The sequence below is a fragment of the Pseudomonas sp. LBUM1678 genome (genome assembly GCF_059695575.1).
This window is the reverse complement of record NZ_CP166775.1, coordinates 1,085,502-1,101,802: the sequence shown is the minus strand read 5'-3', so window position 1 is coordinate 1,101,802 and position 16,301 is coordinate 1,085,502. Positions and strand designations below refer to the sequence as shown.

Sequence of the window (16,301 nt, the reverse complement as noted above, 5' to 3'; positions counted from 1 at the left end):
CTGATCAGGAGCGTCGATTGTAAACCTGCGGGTCAATTTTCCGCACGTTTGATTGCAATGTCCTTGTAGGAGCGAGGCTTGCCCGCGAAGGCGGTGTGTCAGGCATGTTGATGTTGGCTGTGCCGCCCTCTTCGCGGGCAAGCCTCGCTCCTACAAGGGTTTTGTATTGGGCATAAAAAAACCGGGCGGCTTTTGGGGCCGCCCGGTTCTGGTGACGCGGTTACAAATGCGATTCGGCGTATTCGGCCAGAATCGAACGTGGCACCCCTTGCAGGGTGATGTGTACACCGTTCGGGAAATCCTTGAAGCGCTCGGTCAGGTATGTCAGCCCGGAACTGGTCGCGGACAGATAAGGGGTGTCGATCTGCGCCAGGTTGCCCAGGCACACCACTTTGGAACCGGCGCCAGCACGGGTGATGATGGTTTTCATCTGGTGCGGTGTCAGGTTCTGGCATTCATCGATCAGAATCAGGCTCTGCTGGAAGCTGCGGCCTCGAATGTAGTTGAGGGATTTGAACTGCAACGGCACTTTGCTGAGGATGTAATCGACGCTGCCATGGGTGTTTTCGTCATCCATGTGCAAGGCTTCGAGGTTGTCGGTGATGGCCCCCAGCCAAGGCTCCATTTTTTCCGCTTCAGTGCCGGGCAGGAAACCGATTTCCTGGTCCAGACCCTGCACGCTGCGCGTCGCGATAATCCGGCGGTAGCGCTTGCTGACCATGGTCTGCTCGATCGCCGCCGCCAGGGCCAGGATGGTTTTACCCGAGCCAGCGGCCCCGGTCAGGTTGACCAGGTGGATGTCTGGATCGAGCAAGGCGTACAGCGCGAGGCTCTGATAGATGTCACGCGGTTTCAGGCCCCAGGCTTCCTGGTGCAACAGGGGCTCCTGATGCAGGTCGAGAATCAGCAGGCGGTCTTCCTCGATCTCCTTGATCCAGCCGACAAAACCCTGTTCATCGATGATGAACTCATTGATATGCACAGCCGGCAGGTTGTCGATCAGCTGCACCTGATGCCAGGTGCGGCCGTGGTCCTGACGGGTTTCGACATTCTTCACGCGATCCCAGAAGGAGCCGTCCATGTTGTGATAACCATTGGGCAGCAGCGAGACGTCGTCAACCAGTTGGTCGGTGCTGTAGTCCTCGGCCGCGATCCCGCACGCCCGGGCCTTGAGGCGCATGTTGATGTCTTTGGTGACCAGCACCACGGGCAGTTTCGGCTCGCGCGCGTGCAGGTCAATCAACTGGTTGATGATGATGTTGTCGTTCAGGTGTTCGGGAAGAATGATGTTCGGCTCGGCACGCTTGCTCATCAGAATTGACAGCAAACCCTTCGGCCCACTTTTGCCACGCTGGATCGGCACGCCAAGCTCGACGTCTTCGGGGCTGGCATCGCCCAGCGTCTTGTCGATCAGGCGAATCGCCTGACGGCATTCCGCAGCCACGCTGTGATGCCCGCTCTTGAGCTTGTCCAGCTCCTCAAGCACGGTCATAGGGATGGCAACGTGGTGTTCTTCGAAGTTAAGCAGGGCGTTTGGATCGTGAATCAATACGTTGGTATCGAGTACATAAAGGATTGGCTGGTTGGAGGAAGAACTACGTCCGTGATCATCCATACTCGGTCACCTTTGTGGGAGCCATTCGACGCAATACCTTGGCGGTGCTGCGCCTCGAAGTGACTACCGAATTCACCTGTGATGATTCAAGTGAACTGCTCACACAAACTGGGTCTTGGGAGACGCCACCTGTGTTGCAGGTTTCGGCGGTCTGTCTTCGTAATACTCCAAAACCCATGACAGAAAAAAGTACTTTGACGCTTTTTTGAAGTTTATTTTTCAGAGTGACCAATAGCACTAGGCGGATGGCCATCACCCCGTTAAAGTCGGAAGTCCGCCTGCATCGAAATCTTCACGAAAATCACCCCGACTTGCCCTCCTCCTCAATGATTCCGGGCTTTTTACGGTTTCAGCGAAACGCGTCCTGACAATCCTCCCAACCGATCCCGCTTTGCGCCGTTTGCGTAATGAGCCAGGGCATCGCCGTTTTCACTGCATCCTGCTTCACATTGAAGTTAATCACCCCGTGTCGCCACAGCAGCATCAGCGTCAACACGCGCTGGGCGCTGGGGTTGCCCTTGAGCTTGCCGGCGCCGTCCTGGGCATCGATGTCCCACAAGGCCACCTGCAAACCCTGAGCCTTGAAGAAGCCTTCGGCATCCGAGCGACGCTGGCCATCGGGCGGGCGAAACAGCGGCACGTAATTCTCCGGCAGTTTGCTTTTGACCAGCTCGACGCTGCGGCGCACCGAATCCTGCCAGTCCTGCCAGTGGCTGTGAGAACGAAATTCCCAGCCTTGCACGCCGATGCACTGCGCTGAATACGTCGCTTGCAGACTGGCCACCGATCGCTCGGCCAGACGCGCCTGGGTGTCTTTGCCCAGCACGAAGAACGTGCCGCTCATGTTCGACTTGCGCAGGTACTCCGCGACCCAGCCGGTGTTGTCCGGCGTGACATTGGCGGCGCTGTCGAAGGTCAGCAAAAACAGCCGGTCATGCATCTCGTCGCCGTTGCGCTCATAGTCGCCAAAACGATCGACTTCGCTGCTGGTCTGCGGAAACAGTGCAGCCTTGCGCAGTTGCTCGTCGAGATACTGGGCGTGGAACAACCGGCTCGGCTCCGACCACTTTATGTAGTAGCTGTCGTCGCTGACCTGAAACTTGGCCGCTTGCTGGCGCAGGGTGTCCATGTCCTCGACGAGGAAACAAAAGGAAGCATCCTGATCACAGCTCTGCTGGGCGAAGTTGTAGTTGGCGAGCAGGCGCTGCCACAGGCGCTGACGCAGGTTGTTGACGGACTCCAGATTGAGGGTCCGCAGACCCAGGCGCTGCGCCAGGGCGGGCTCATCCAGCGACTCGCTGGCCAGCAACACGCGGGCGAACATGAGGATTTCGGCGCGTGATGCGACGTCGAACAGCGTCGGGCTGCTGAGCTGTTCCGGCCAGGTGCTGCGATCAAGCGTCGCCACATCACCCGGCGCCGCCATGGCACCGAAGCTCAAGAGCCAGGCCGATAAAAGAAAAACGATACGCAATGGGATGTCTCCATAACAAAACCCGCGCGGCACTATAGCTGATCTGGCCCACATTCCTGCAGCAACACTGAACCCCTGTGGGAGCGAGCTTGCTCGCGATAGCGGTATCTCAGGCGACATTGATGTTGGGTGAGCTGCCGTCATCGCGAGCAAGCTCGCTCCCACAGTTTTTTGCGCAGCACCACCGATCACCTATGACGCTGATAGCTGGAGTCAACCGTCCCAACCCCCTAGAATCGCCCCCACGATTAAAGGAGACGACTTCATGCTGATGGTGATTTCCCCCGCCAAGACCCTCGACTACGAAACACCGCCGACGACCCAGCGCTTCACCCAGCCGCAATACCTCGACCATTCCCAGGAGCTGATCATGCAGCTGCGCGACCTGACGCCAGCGCAGATCAGCGAGTTGATGCACGTCTCTGACAAGATCGGCGGCCTCAACGCCGCGCGTTTCGGCAGCTGGACGCCCGCGTTCACACCAGAAAACGCCAAACAGGCTTTGCTCGCTTTCAAGGGCGACGTGTACACCGGCCTGAACGCACAAACCTTCAGCGAAGCCGATTTCGATTACGCCCAACAGCACTTGCGCATGCTCTCAGGCCTGTACGGCTTGCTGCGACCTCTGGATTTGATGCAACCGTATCGACTGGAAATGGGCACCAAACTGGCGAATGCCCGCGGCAAGGATCTGTATGCGTTCTGGGGCACGCGGATCAGCGAATGGCTGAACGAAGCACTGGCCGATCAGGGCGACGACGTGCTGCTGAACCTGGCCTCCAACGAGTACTTCTCGGCGGTCAAACGCAGCGCCCTGAATGCGCGCATCATTAATACCGACTTCAAGGACTTGAAGAACGGCCAATACAAGATCATCAGCTTCTACGCCAAAAAAGCGCGCGGAATGATGAGCCGTTTTGTCATTGAAGAGCGCGTCAACGACCCGGCAGACCTCAAAAAATTTGACGTTCAAGGCTATCGCTACAGCGCCGAGCAATCTAAACCGGACCATTTGGTATTCCTGCGCGATCACGCGCCAGAGTAAGCACCCGCACGGTGCACGACAGCAAAAAAACGTCGTGCACCGCCGTCTGATCGTCCAACAATCCCCCGCCTTACTTGCCTACATATTGGCGCCAAAAATACATCACTCAATTTTCTAACTATTGTTTCACTCGACTTTGATGATTTTTTTCAGTAGTGGCACTGAAAATTTTTATCGGTAGTGGCACAAAACTATCCAACCCGATAATCGGCCTATATATAAAGGGCCAAACGGCAAGTGCTATCAATATGAGAGCAGTGCCATCTTTCTCAATATTTCAAGAAATTTCAGAATTCGCGATGGGCGGACCGGAACTATGTCCAAATGCGTAGCTCATAACACCCGTAACGATTCTCCCAGCGTTTGTGCGAGATAACTTACGCAGAGAAGAGAGTCACGTAGCGAAGTTGTCACATAAACTTCTGCGCACTGGACCTCTGATTTGGGCGACACATAAAGGACAGGAGATACGCTAATCAATATCCCCTTCAAGGCCAAGGCAGCGCCCCTATAAACGTGCTCATCTGAGCACCCAACCGCTTGATTTACGGGCTTCTGCCTGGCATTGAGCGCGCAAGACCATTGCACGAATGTCTTCTGATTAGAAGATCGGCTGCATAACAGGGCATATCAAAATAATAAGGCCTAGTTGCGCACATTTTGAGTTCACTTATTTAGACACTCGGAACTTTGTATGCCTGCACGCGGCACTGTGGCGCCTGTAAGCCGCACTTTCGAGTGCACTATACCGCTGAACACCATTAACTCCGGCCATGTAATGGCTTGATAAAACACAGAGGTAATTGCGATGCGTATCAGCATATTTGGTTTGGGTTACGTCGGCGCAGTATGTGCCGGTTGCCTGTCTGCACGGGGCCATGACGTCGTTGGCGTCGATGTTGCCAAAGACAAAATCGATATGATCAACGCCGGTAAATCGCCGATCGTTGAACCGGGTCTGGGCGAACTTCTGAAGAAGGGCATCGAGACGGGCAAATTGCGCGGCACGACCGACTTCGCCGAGGCTATTCGCGACACCGACCTGTCGATGATTTGCGTCGGTACGCCGAGCAAGAAAAACGGCGACCTGGAACTGAACTACATCGAAGCCGTGTGCCGCGAGATCGGTTTTGTCCTGCGTGACAAGACCACCCGCCACACCATCGTGGTTCGCAGCACCGTTTTGCCGGGCACGGTCGCAAACGTTGTCATCCCGATTCTTGAAGACTGCTCCGGCAAGAAAGCCGGCGTTGATTTCGGCGTTGCAGTGAACCCTGAGTTCCTGCGTGAAAGCACCGCGATCGCCGACTACGACCTGCCGCCAATGACCGTCATCGGCGAGTTCGACAAGGCTTCGGGCGACGTTCTGCAAGCGCTGTACGAAGAGCTCGACGCACCGATCATCCGCAAGGACATCGCTGTCGCCGAGATGATCAAGTACACCTGCAACGTGTGGCACGCCACCAAGGTGACCTTCGCCAACGAGATCGGCAACATCGCCAAGGCTGTCGGTGTCGATGGTCGCGAAGTGATGGAAGTGGTCTGCCAGGACAAGACATTGAACCTGTCCCAGTACTACATGCGCCCAGGCTTCGCGTTCGGCGGTTCTTGCCTGCCGAAAGACGTGCGTGCCCTGACCTTCCGTGCCGGTTCCCTGGACGTCGAAGCGCCGCTGCTGAACTCGCTGATGCGCAGCAACGTGTCGCAAGTACAGAACGCATTCGACATCGTTTCCAGCCACGACAAACGCAAAGTCGCCCTGCTGGGCCTGAGCTTCAAGTCCGGCACCGATGACCTGCGCGAAAGCCCGCTGGTTGATCTGGCGGAAATGCTGATCGGCAAGGGTTACGACCTGAGCATCTACGACAGCAATGTCGAATACGCCCGTGTCCACGGCGCGAACAAGGATTACATCGAGTCGAAGATCCCTCACGTCTCGTCCTTGCTCAACGCCGACTTCGACGACGTGATCGCCAACTCCGACGTGATCATCCTCGGCAACCGTGACGAGAAATTCCGCGCCCTGGCGCAGAACGCTCCGCACGGCAAGCAAGTCGTCGACCTGGTTGGCTTCATGTCCAAAGCCACCAGCGTCAGCGGCCGCACCGAAGGCATCTGCTGGTAACAAGCGGTATCGGGAGGGATTGCGGCGCTCACAAGGCCCGCAACCCTCCCGGCTTTTTCGCCTGCCTTAACCCCATCGGGCCACCCCACAGGCTCGCCCGAGATAGAGACGGATGCAGATTATGCACAGGCTAAAGCACGGCCTACTTCAGGCCGCCGGTTGGCTGTTTTACCTAAGTTTATTGATGGGCATCGCCATGGCGTTGCCTGCGTCCACATTCGATTCCGATTCGAAGGATTTTATCTTCCTCATCGGTTTCATCGGCATCTGGCGCTACTCGATGGGCGCCACGCACTTTGTGCGCGGCATGCTGTTTCTGTACGTGGTCTACCCGCACCTGCGGCGCAAAGTGCGCAAGCTGGGTGATGCGGCAAACCCGTCCCATGTGTTTCTGATGGTCACCAGTTTTCGTATCGACGCGCTGACCACCGCCCAGGTTTATGCCTCGGTGATCCGCGAAGCGATTGACTGCGGCCTGCCGACCACCATGGTGTGCTCCATCGTCGAAATGTCCGATGAGAAGCTGGTGAAAAGTCTTTGGTCCCGGATGAATCCGCCGGATCGGGTCAAGCTCGACTTCGTGCGCATTCCCGGCACCGGCAAGCGTGATGGCCTGGCCTACGGTTTCCGCGCCATCTCCCGCCACCTGCCGGACGACCGCGCAGTGGTTGCAGTGATCGATGGCGACACCGTGCTCGCCGAGGGCACCGTGCTCAAGACCGTGCCGTGGTTCCAGCTGTTCGGCAATGTCGGCGGCCTGACCACCAACGAGTTCTGCGAAGTGCGCGGCGGCTACATCATGAGCGAGTGGCACAAACTGCGATTCGCCCAGCGCCACATCAACATGTGCTCGATGGCCCTGTCCAAGCGCGTGCTGACCATGACCGGCCGGATGTCGGTATTCCGCGCCACCGTGGTCACAAACCCGGACTTCATCGCCGACGTGGAAAGCGACTCGCTGCAACACTGGCGCCTGGGCCGCTTCAAGTTCCTGACCGGTGACGACAAGTCGAGCTGGTTCAGCCTGATGCGCCTGGGCTACGACACGTTCTACGTGCCGGACGCCGCGATCCACACCGTGGAGCATCCGCCGGAAAAAAGTTTCATCAAGGCCAGTCGCAAACTGATGTTCCGCTGGTACGGCAACAACCTGCGCCAGAACGCCCGCGCCCTGGGCCTTGGGGTTAAACGCCTCGGTATGTTCACCTCGGTGGTGCTGTTCGATCAGCGCGTGTCGATGTGGACCTCGTTGCTGGGCTTGACGGTCGCGCTGATCGCCAGCTTCAAGTACGGCACTGCGTTCATCCTCGTGTACCTGCTGTGGATCGGCATTACCCGCCTGATCCTGACTGTGCTGCTGTCGTTATCCGGTCACCGGATCGGCCCGGCTTACCCGGCGATTCTCTATTACAACCAGATCGTCGGCGCGCTGGTGAAGATCTACGTGTTCTTCCGCCTCGACCAACAGTCCTGGACTCGCCAGCCCACTTCCCTGACCCGTGACCTCGCCAGCTTTCAACGTTGGTTCAACACCTGGTCGTCTCGGACCATGACCTTCTCCGCCGGCAGCATCTTTGTTGCCGTGCTGCTGATGATGGTCTGACCGCCCCCTTATTGAATTAACCAGGAAAACGCCCCTATGAATACCGCCGTCAACGCCAACGTAGTGCATGAGTCAGAAGCCCAGCGCCAACACGCCCGAGTGAAAATCCCGGCCAAGTTGCGCTTCTTCGGTCCCGACCGGACCCCGATGGAAGCTCGAGTGATCGACCTTTCCGCTGGCGGTCTGGCCTTCAACGCCGGTCAGCTGCCACTGAAAGTCGGCGACGTGTACAAGGCTCGCCTGCAATTCGTCATCGATAACCTCGGCCTGGCCATGGACGTGGAGCTGCAAGTGCGCTCCTTCGACCGCCCGACCGGTCGTGCCGGTTGCCAGTTCCAGAACCTGGAACCACAAGACATCTCGACCCTGCGCCACTTGATCACCTCGCACCTGGCCGGCGACATCGTCAGCATGGGTGAAATGCTGGCAACCCTGCAGCGCGACAACTTCACCAAGGCGCGCAAGATGAAGGACGGCGGCCACGGCATGACCGCGTTCGGTCGCCTGCGCGCCGTGACGTTCAGCCTGGCGATTTTCCTCGTCGGCCTGGCGGCGTTCGGTTTCATCTTCAAGTCGGTGTACGGCATGTACTTCGTCAGCCACGCCCAGGCTGGCCTTGTCAGCGTGCCGGGCATGAACATCACCATGCCGCGCGACGGCACCGTGCAGAGCCTGATCAAGGCCGACGGCGTTGCCGCCAAAGGCGCTCCGCTCGCGACGTTCAGCACCAGCATGCTCGATGTGCTCAAGGGTCATCTTGACGACAATCAACTGCAACCGGCCAAGGTTGAAGAGCTGTTCGGCAAGCAAATGACCGGCACCCTGACTTCGCCGTGCGATTGCACCGTGGCCCAGCAAATGGTCGCCAACGGTCAGTACGCCAGCAAAGGCGACGTGATCTTCCAACTGGTGCCGCGCAACAGCGAAGCCAACGTTGAAGCACGCTTCACCTATCGCCAGTTCGCCGATGTACGTCCAGGCAACACGGTCAGCTTCCAGATCGCCGGCGAAGACACCACCCGCACCGGCAAAATCGTCAGCAGCACCAGCCTGAAAAGCGCCGACCTTTCCTCCGACATCCGCGTGCTGATCCAGCCCGACGAGCCGCTGGACAGCAAGTTCGCCGGTCGCCCGGTTGAAGTGAACAGCTCCCGTGGTCCGAACCTGAACTGGCTGATCGACAAAGCCATGGCTTCCGGTCTTTAAGCAGAGGACATGCCCGTGACTATCTCAAAAATCTCGAATACGCCGCAGTCCCTGTGGGAGCGAGCCTGCTCGCGATGGGATCGCCGCGGTTTGTCTTATGTACCGAGTCGATTGAATCGCCAGCAGGCTGGCTCCCACATGGGTGCGGTGTGTGCTTTGGCGTTGGCCGTGAGCCTCGCCGGTTGCGCCGGCCTGCCCGACCAGCGTCTGGCCAACGAAGCCCTCAAGCGCGGCGACACCGCGCTGGCGGCGCAGAATTACCAGCAACTGGCAGACCTGGGTTACAGCGAAGCACAGGTTGGCCTGGCCGATATCCAGGTCGACAGCCGTGACCCGGCACAAATCAAACAGGCCGAGGCGACTTACCGCGCCGCGGCCAGCGTTTCGCCGCGGGCCCAGGCTCGCCTGGGTCGCCTGCTGGTGGCCAAGCCGGGGTCTACCGAAGCCGAACAGCACGAAGCCGAAGGCCTGTTGAAAAAAGCCTCGGCCGCTGGCGAAGGCAACACTCTGATCCCGCTGGCAATGTTGTATCTGCAATACCCGCACAGCTTCCCGAACGTCAACGCCCAGCAGCAGATCAGCCAATGGCGCGCCGAAGGCAAACCGGAAGCGGGCCTGGCCCAGGTGCTGCTCTATCGCACCCAAGGCACTTACGACCAGCACCTGGACGAAGTGGAAACCATCTGCAAGGCCGCGTTGAACACCACCGACATCTGCTACGTCGAACTGGCCACGGTCTATCAGAAACAGGCCAAGCCTGAGCAACAGGCCGAGCTGATCAAGCAGATGCAAGCCGCTCATGCCCGCGGCACAGTCACCGCTCAACGCGTGGACAGCGTTGCCCGCGTATTGGGCGATGCAAGCCTGGGCAAGACCGACGAGAAAACCGCACAGTCGCTGCTCGAAGGCATCGCTCCGGGCTACCCCGCTTCCTGGGTCAGCCTCGCGCAATTGCTCTACGACTTCCCGGAACTGGGCGACGTCGACACGATGATGAAGTACCTGGACAACGGCCGCGCTGCCGACCAGCCGCGTGCCGAACTGTTGCTCGGCAAGCTTTACTACGAAGGCAAAATGGTGCCCGCCGACGCGAAAGCTGCCGAAGAACACTTCAAGAAAGCCGTCGACAGAGAAGTGGCCGCCGATTACTACCTCGGCCAGATCTACCGTCGCGGTTACCTGGGCAAGGTCTATTCGCAGAAAGCGCTGGACCACCTGCTCAAGGCTGCGCGCAACGGCCAGAACAGCGCCGACTTCGCCATTGCCCAACTGTTTTCCCAAGGCAAGGGCACCAAGCCCGACCCGCTTAACGCTTACGTCTTCAGCCAATTGGCCAAGGCGCAGAACACCCCGCAAGCCACCGAGCTTGCGCAAACACTCGAAGCACAACTGCCGCCTGCCCAGATCAAAGAGGCCCAACGCCTGTTGAAACAAGAACAGGCCGTTCGTGGTGCCTTGAGCCAGAACACGCTGGAACTGCATGCCCTGCAAGAAGAAGACGGCGAGGAATCCCTATGAAGTTGAATCCATTCGTGAAGGCCGGTATCGGCCTGTCATTCGCCCTCTTGTGGTCATGCCCGACCCTGGCGGCCCTGACAGAAACCCAGAACTACGGCCTTGACGTCAAAGTCACCGCCCAGTCCGAAGACGACACCGACCTGGGTACCGCAAGCGGCGGCGACGTCAACGGCGTCGGCCTCGACCTGCGTCCATGGATCTACGGCGAGAGCGGCGCGTGGAGCGGCTACGCCATGGGTCAGGCCGTGACGTCTACCGACATCATCGAGACCGACACGCTGCAGCAGTCCGACAGCGACGGCACCCAGGCCACCGACAACGGTGATCGCAAGAGCAAGAAAAACTACCTGGCGATGCGCGAGTTCTGGGTCGGCTACAGCGGCTTGACGCCGTACCCTGGCGAGATCCTCAAGCTCGGTCGCCAACGCCTGCGCAACGACGACGGCCAATGGCGCGACACCAACATCGAAGCCCTGAACTGGACCTTCGACACCACCCTGTTGCGCGCCAACGCCGGTGTCGCCGAACGCTTCAGCGAATACCGCACCGACCTCACCGAACTGGCGCCAAAAGACAAGGATCGCCTGCACGCTTACGCCGATGCGGCGTATCAGTGGACGCCGGGCAACTGGGTCGGCATTCGCGGTCATCACACCCACGATGATGGCAAGCTCGACTATCCGCAACCTGGTGTTCCCGCCGATTCTCTGGACAAGAAAGAGAACGGCGACATCAGCTGGATCGGCCTGACCGCCGACAGCGATGCCTACAACTGGCGCAACACCAACACCGTCAATTACTGGGGCAGCGTCACCGGCTTGAGCGGCGACCGCGACACGGTCAATCCGCTGAACGCCGACGGCACTCCGCCCGCACAAGCCAAGACCAGCGGCAACGTCGATGGCTGGGCCACTGACCTGGGCGTGCGTCTGCGCCTCGATCCGCAATGGCAAGTCGGTGCAGCCTATGCCCGCGCCAGCGCCGATTACGAACAGAACGGCCTGGAAAGCAACCGCTCGAACTACACCGGTACTCGCTCCCGCGTTCACCGTTTCGGTGAAGCCTTCCGCGGCGAAATGAACAACATGCAAACCGCTACGTTGTTCGGTTCGTGGATGCTTAACGACGAATACGACGCCAGCGTGATCTACCACAAATTCTGGCGCGTCGACGGCAACAAGCCGGTCGGCAGCAACGGCATCAACGCCGTGCAGAACGACACCGACGACGTGACCGGCGCCGTGCTCTCCAGCACCTCCCTGCCGCTGGAGGATGGCAACAAAGACCTCGGCCAGGAAATGGACGTGGTCGTCACCAAGTACTTCAAACAAGGGCTGTTACCGGCCTCCCTGAGTCAGTCGATCGATGAGCCTTCGGCCCTCGTGCGTTTGCGTGGCGGTGTATTCAAGCCGGGCGATGCGTATGGCAAAGGCGTCGACTCGTACATGCACCGCGCGTTTATCGACGTGATCTGGCGCTTCTGATGCGAACCGCGAAGGGAGTTCCTGACATGAACAGTCCGAAGAGAGGCTCGTTGACCTTGCTGGCCGGCGCGATGCTGCTGGCAAGCTCGGCGGCCTTCGCCACGGTGGAGCCGGCCGCGCCCGTCCAGAAAGGGCAGCCGGCGACCGTTGCCAAGGGTCTGCAACAGGCCAAGACCTACACCGTCAGCAGCGCACCGACCGAGCCGCTGGAACTGGCTGCGCCAAAACTGCCGGACACCTCCGGCTACACCGCCGAAGCCATCGCCGCGAAAATCGTGCGTACCAAGGCCGGCAAGATCAGCGTGCGCCGGATGATGCAGGAAGACGCGCTGAAGGACTTCATCGGCGGCGACAACAAGATGGCCGAGTGGGTGGTGCGTCAGCACGGCATCCCGCAGGCGATCTTCGTCGACGACGGCTACATGAACCTCAAGGATCTGGCGAAGAAGCTGCCCAAGCAGTACTTCAGCGAAACCTCGCCGGGTGTGTTCCTGGCGAAGTTGCCGATCGTGGTCGGCAAAAACGGCATCCTCGAAATCGACAAGCAGACCCAGGAATTGCGCCTGTCCCAAGAGGCCGGTTCGTTCCTGGTCAACGACGGTCAGTTGTTTGTGCGCGATACCAAGATCACTGGCTGGCGCGAGAAGGAAAACGGTCCGGCGACGTTCAAGTCCCCGAAGGAGTTCCGTCCGTTCCTGCTGGCCTGGGGCGGCACCCAGACCTACATCGCCAACAGCAAGATGGCCAGTTTTGGCTACGCCAACAGTAAGTCTTACGGCGTGAGTATTTCCCAGTACACGCCGAACATGGCCAAGGTGCTCAAGCGTCCTGAACCGACTGGCTGGATCATCGGCTCCGAGTTCTCGGACATGTGGTACGGCTTCTATTGCTACGAAACCCGCGACTTCGTGGTCAAGGGCAACACCTACAAAGACAACATCGTCTACGGCATTGACCCGCATGACCGTTCCCACGGTCTGATCATCGCGGACAACACCGTTTTCGGGACCAAGAAGAAGCACGGGATCATCATTTCCCGTGAGGTCAACGACAGCTTCATCTTCAACAACCGCAGCTACGACAACAAGTTGTCGGGCCTGGTGATCGACCGTAACAGCGTCAACAACCTGATCGCCTACAACGAGATCTACAAGAACCACACGGACGGCATCACCCTCTACGAGAGTGGCGACAACCTGCTGTGGGCCAACAAGGTGATCAGCAACCGTCGCCACGGCATCCGTATTCGTAACAGCGTGAACATTCGCCTCTACGAAAACCTCGCCATGGCCAACGGCCTGACCGGCGTCTACGGCCACATCAAGGACCTGAGCGACACCGACCGGGACATCAAGCTCGACCCGTTCGATGCCCAAGTATCGCTGATCATCGTCGGTGGCGAACTGGCCGGCAACGGCAGCGGACCGCTGTCCATCGACTCGCCGCTGAGCGTCGAGCTGTATCGCGTGTCCATGCTCGCCCCGACCAAATCCAGCGGCATCAGCTTCAACGGGATTCTTGGCGAGCGCCAGGATGAAATTCTCGACCTGCTGGTGCGCCAGCAGAAAGCCGTGCTGATCGACCCTGTCGAACGCCAGACCGAAATGCAGGACTGAGGATAATTTTATGCACCCACACTTGATCAAATTACTCAGCCTGTCGGCCCTGACCGCCGGCATTCTCGCGGCCAGCGCCGGCGTCCGTGCCGATGAAGTCAAAGCCCCTAGCTTCAGCGCCGAACCGTGCTGCAACCTGTGCCCCGAAGCCCACGACGCGAAGAACTACACCACGCGTTACCAGCAGAACTTCACCACGCTGGTGCAGGCTCAGGGCGACTGGCTGTTCCGTACGCAAGAAGACTTGCGCACCGAATTCGACACCACGCCCGCCGGCTACAAGCGCATGAAAGAGCTGCACGATGCGTTCAAGAGCAAAGGCATAGAACTGGTCGTCGTTTACCAGCCAACCCGTGGTCTGGTGAACCGCAACAAGCTGAATCCGGAAGACAAAGCCAAGTTCGATTTCGACAAGGCGCTGAAGAACTACAAGACCATGCTCGGCCGTTTCGCCGCCATGGGCTACGTGGTTCCGGACCTGTCGCCGCTGACCAACGAATCGCTGCCCGACACCCTGCCGGCGCACGACTTCTACTTTCGCGGTGACCAACACTGGACGCCGTACGGCGCCCAGCGCACAGCGAAAATCGTCGGCGAGAAAATCAAGCAATTGCCTGAGTTCGCGGACATTCCGAAGCGCGAATTCGAGAGCCATAAGTCGGGTCGCATGGGCAAGACCGGAACATTACACAACATGGCCGGTCAACTCTGTGGCACCAGCTACGCGATCCAGTACATGGATCAGTTCACCACCGAGCCCAAGGGCGAAGCCGCCGACGGCGACCTGTTCAGTGACTCCGGCAATCCAGAGATCACCCTGGTTGGCACCAGCCACAGTGGCAAGAACTACAACTTCGCCGGTTTCCTCGAAGAGGCCATCGGCGCCGACATCCTCAACGTGGCGTTCCCCGGCGGTGGCCTGGAAGGTTCGATGCTGCAGTACCTGGGCAGCGAAGAGTTCCAGACCAAGCCGCCGAAGATTCTGATCTGGGAATTCTCGCCGCTCTATCGCCTCGACCAGGAAACCATCTACCGCCAGATGATGGCGCTGCTGGACAACGGTTGCGAAGGAAAGGATGCACAGATGACCGGCAGCACCACGTTGAAACCGGGCAAGAACGAATTAATGGTCAACAGCAAGAACCTGAACCTGCAAAACGGCAGTCACCAGGTCGACATCCAGTTCGCCGATGCGTCGGTGAAAGTCCTGCAAGCCACCCTCTGGTACATGAACGGTCGCCACGAGGACATCAAAATCGAAAAACCGGAAACTTCCGACACCGACGGGCGCTTTGCCTTTGAGTTGCGTACGGACGAAGACTGGGCCTCGCAGAATCTGCTGGCCGTCGAAATCCAGGGCCCTGAAGCAGGTGCCACGCCACAGAAAGTCGAAGCGAAAATCTGCAAACGCAACGTATTCCCAGGCGCCGGGCAGCGTACCGCCCAGGCCGGGCAATGAGGTTCATATGCAAACCCGAACTTTGAAAAAGTTACTCGCACCCTCCCTGCTGACGCTGGCCATGTTCGCCGGCGCCACCCAGGCCGCCGCGCCACTGCGCCCGCCACAGGGTTACTTCGCGCCGATTGAAAAAGTCAAAACCGGCGACAAGAGCGAAGGCTGTGATGCGATGCCGACGCCATACACCGGCTCGCTGCAATTTCGCAGCAAGTACGAAGGTTCCGACAAGGCTCGTTCGACCCTGAACGAAGCCTCGGAAAAAGCCTTCCGCGACACCACCGCCGACATCACCAAGATTGAGCGCGGCACCAGCAAGCGTGTGATGCAGTACATGCGTGACGGACGTCCGGAACAACTGGAATGCACCCTGAACTGGCTGACCGCGTGGGCCAAGGCTGATGCGTTGATGTCCAAGGACTTCAACCACACCGGCAAGTCCATGCGCAAATGGGCGTTGGGCAGCATGGCGTCTTCGTACATTCGCCTGAAGTTCTCCGACTCGCACCCGTTGGCAAACCATCAGCAAGAGTCGCAGTTGATTGAAGCCTGGTTCAGCAAAATGGCGGATCAGGTGGTCAGCGATTGGGACAACCTGCCGCTGGAAAAAACCAACAACCACTCGTACTGGTCCGCCTGGTCGGTGATGGCAACGTCCATCGCCACCAACCGTCGCGACCTGTTCGACTGGGCGGTGAAGGAATACAAAGTCGGCGCCAATCAGATTGACGCCGAGGGCTTCCTGCCAAACGAGCTGAAGCGCGAGCAACGCGCCCTCGCCTATCACAACTATGCCCTGCCGCCGCTGTCGATGATCGCCAGTTTTGCCTTGGTCAACGGTGTGGATCTGCGTCAGGAAAACAATGGCGCGTTGAAACGCCTGGGTGATCGAGTACTTGCGGGTGTCGAAGACCCGGAAGAATTCGAGAAAAAGAACGGCAAGGAACAGGACATGACCGACCTCAAGGTCGACTCGAAATTTGCCTGGCTGGAACCGTTCTGCACGCTCTACACCTGCTCGCCGGATGTGCTCGAGAAAAAACACGAGATGCAGCCGTTCAAGACTTTCCGCCTCGGGGGTGACCTGACCAAGGTCTACGACCCGGCGAGTGAAAAAGGCAAAAAAGGCAGTTGAGTCATCGGTGATCGTTCCCACGCT

Annotated in this window: 11 protein-coding genes; 9 read left to right on the top strand and 2 right to left on the bottom strand. The window is 58.9% G+C overall.

The window, feature by feature from the left end:
* Window positions 1-220: 220 nt before the first annotated feature.
* Both ACA070_RS04810 and ACA070_RS04805 read right to left on the bottom strand, forming a co-directional pair.
* On the bottom strand, window positions 221-1,615 hold the full coding sequence (locus ACA070_RS04810; RefSeq protein WP_109628080.1) for a PhoH family protein: 1,395 nt from the start codon (window positions 1,613-1,615) through the stop codon (window positions 221-223).
* 349 nt (window positions 1,616-1,964) lie between these two features.
* Window positions 1,965-3,089 carry a polysaccharide deacetylase family protein gene (locus ACA070_RS04805; RefSeq protein WP_497450244.1) on the bottom strand — a complete coding sequence of 375 codons (1,125 nt, stop codon included), beginning with the start codon at window positions 3,087-3,089 and terminating at the stop codon, window positions 1,965-1,967.
* A gap of 265 nt (window positions 3,090-3,354) precedes the next feature.
* On the opposite strand from ACA070_RS04805, the gene yaaA reads away from it, so the two are divergent.
* The 9 genes from yaaA (at window position 3,355) to ACA070_RS04760 (ending at window position 16,277) form a co-directional block, all read left to right on the top strand.
* A complete protein-coding gene (gene yaaA / locus ACA070_RS04800) occupies window positions 3,355-4,134 on the top strand; it encodes a peroxide stress protein YaaA (protein ID WP_497450243.1) in 780 nt (259 codons plus the stop codon).
* 808 nt (window positions 4,135-4,942) lie between these two features.
* Window positions 4,943-6,259, top strand: a complete 1,317-nt coding sequence (locus ACA070_RS04795) for a nucleotide sugar dehydrogenase (RefSeq protein ID WP_497450242.1) — start codon at window positions 4,943-4,945, stop codon at window positions 6,257-6,259.
* 121 nt (window positions 6,260-6,380) lie between these two features.
* Window positions 6,381-7,862 (top strand): mannuronan synthase, encoded by a 1,482-nt coding sequence (alg8, locus tag ACA070_RS04790; protein WP_497450241.1) that lies wholly within the window; start codon window positions 6,381-6,383, stop codon window positions 7,860-7,862.
* A 36-nt stretch (window positions 7,863-7,898) separates the two neighbouring features.
* Entirely contained in the window at window positions 7,899-9,068 is a 1,170-nt protein-coding gene (locus ACA070_RS04785; RefSeq protein WP_497450240.1) for a PilZ domain-containing protein, read from the top strand.
* A 138-nt stretch (window positions 9,069-9,206) separates the two neighbouring features.
* Window positions 9,207-10,586, top strand: coding sequence for an alginate biosynthesis TPR repeat lipoprotein AlgK (gene algK / locus ACA070_RS04780; RefSeq protein WP_497451911.1), 1,380 nt, complete (start codon window positions 9,207-9,209; stop codon window positions 10,584-10,586).
* The gene (locus ACA070_RS04775; protein WP_497450239.1) at window positions 10,583-12,070 is read left to right on the top strand and encodes an alginate export family protein; all 1,488 of its coding nucleotides are present in this window, start codon (window positions 10,583-10,585) and stop codon (window positions 12,068-12,070) included. Before algK ends, ACA070_RS04775 begins: the two co-directional genes overlap by 4 nt.
* Window positions 12,071-12,096: 26 nt before the next feature.
* A complete protein-coding gene (gene algG / locus ACA070_RS04770) occupies window positions 12,097-13,686 on the top strand; it encodes a mannuronan 5-epimerase AlgG (protein WP_497450238.1) in 1,590 nt (529 codons plus the stop codon).
* A 10-nt stretch (window positions 13,687-13,696) separates the two neighbouring features.
* Window positions 13,697-15,145, top strand: a complete 1,449-nt coding sequence (locus ACA070_RS04765) for an alginate O-acetyltransferase (protein ID WP_497450237.1) — start codon at window positions 13,697-13,699, stop codon at window positions 15,143-15,145.
* Window positions 15,146-15,152: 7 nt separating this feature from the next.
* Window positions 15,153-16,277 carry a mannuronate-specific alginate lyase gene (locus tag ACA070_RS04760; RefSeq protein ID WP_497450236.1) on the top strand — a complete coding sequence of 375 codons (1,125 nt, stop codon included), beginning with the start codon at window positions 15,153-15,155 and terminating at the stop codon, window positions 16,275-16,277.
* The last annotated feature ends 24 nt before the right edge of the window (window positions 16,278-16,301 follow it).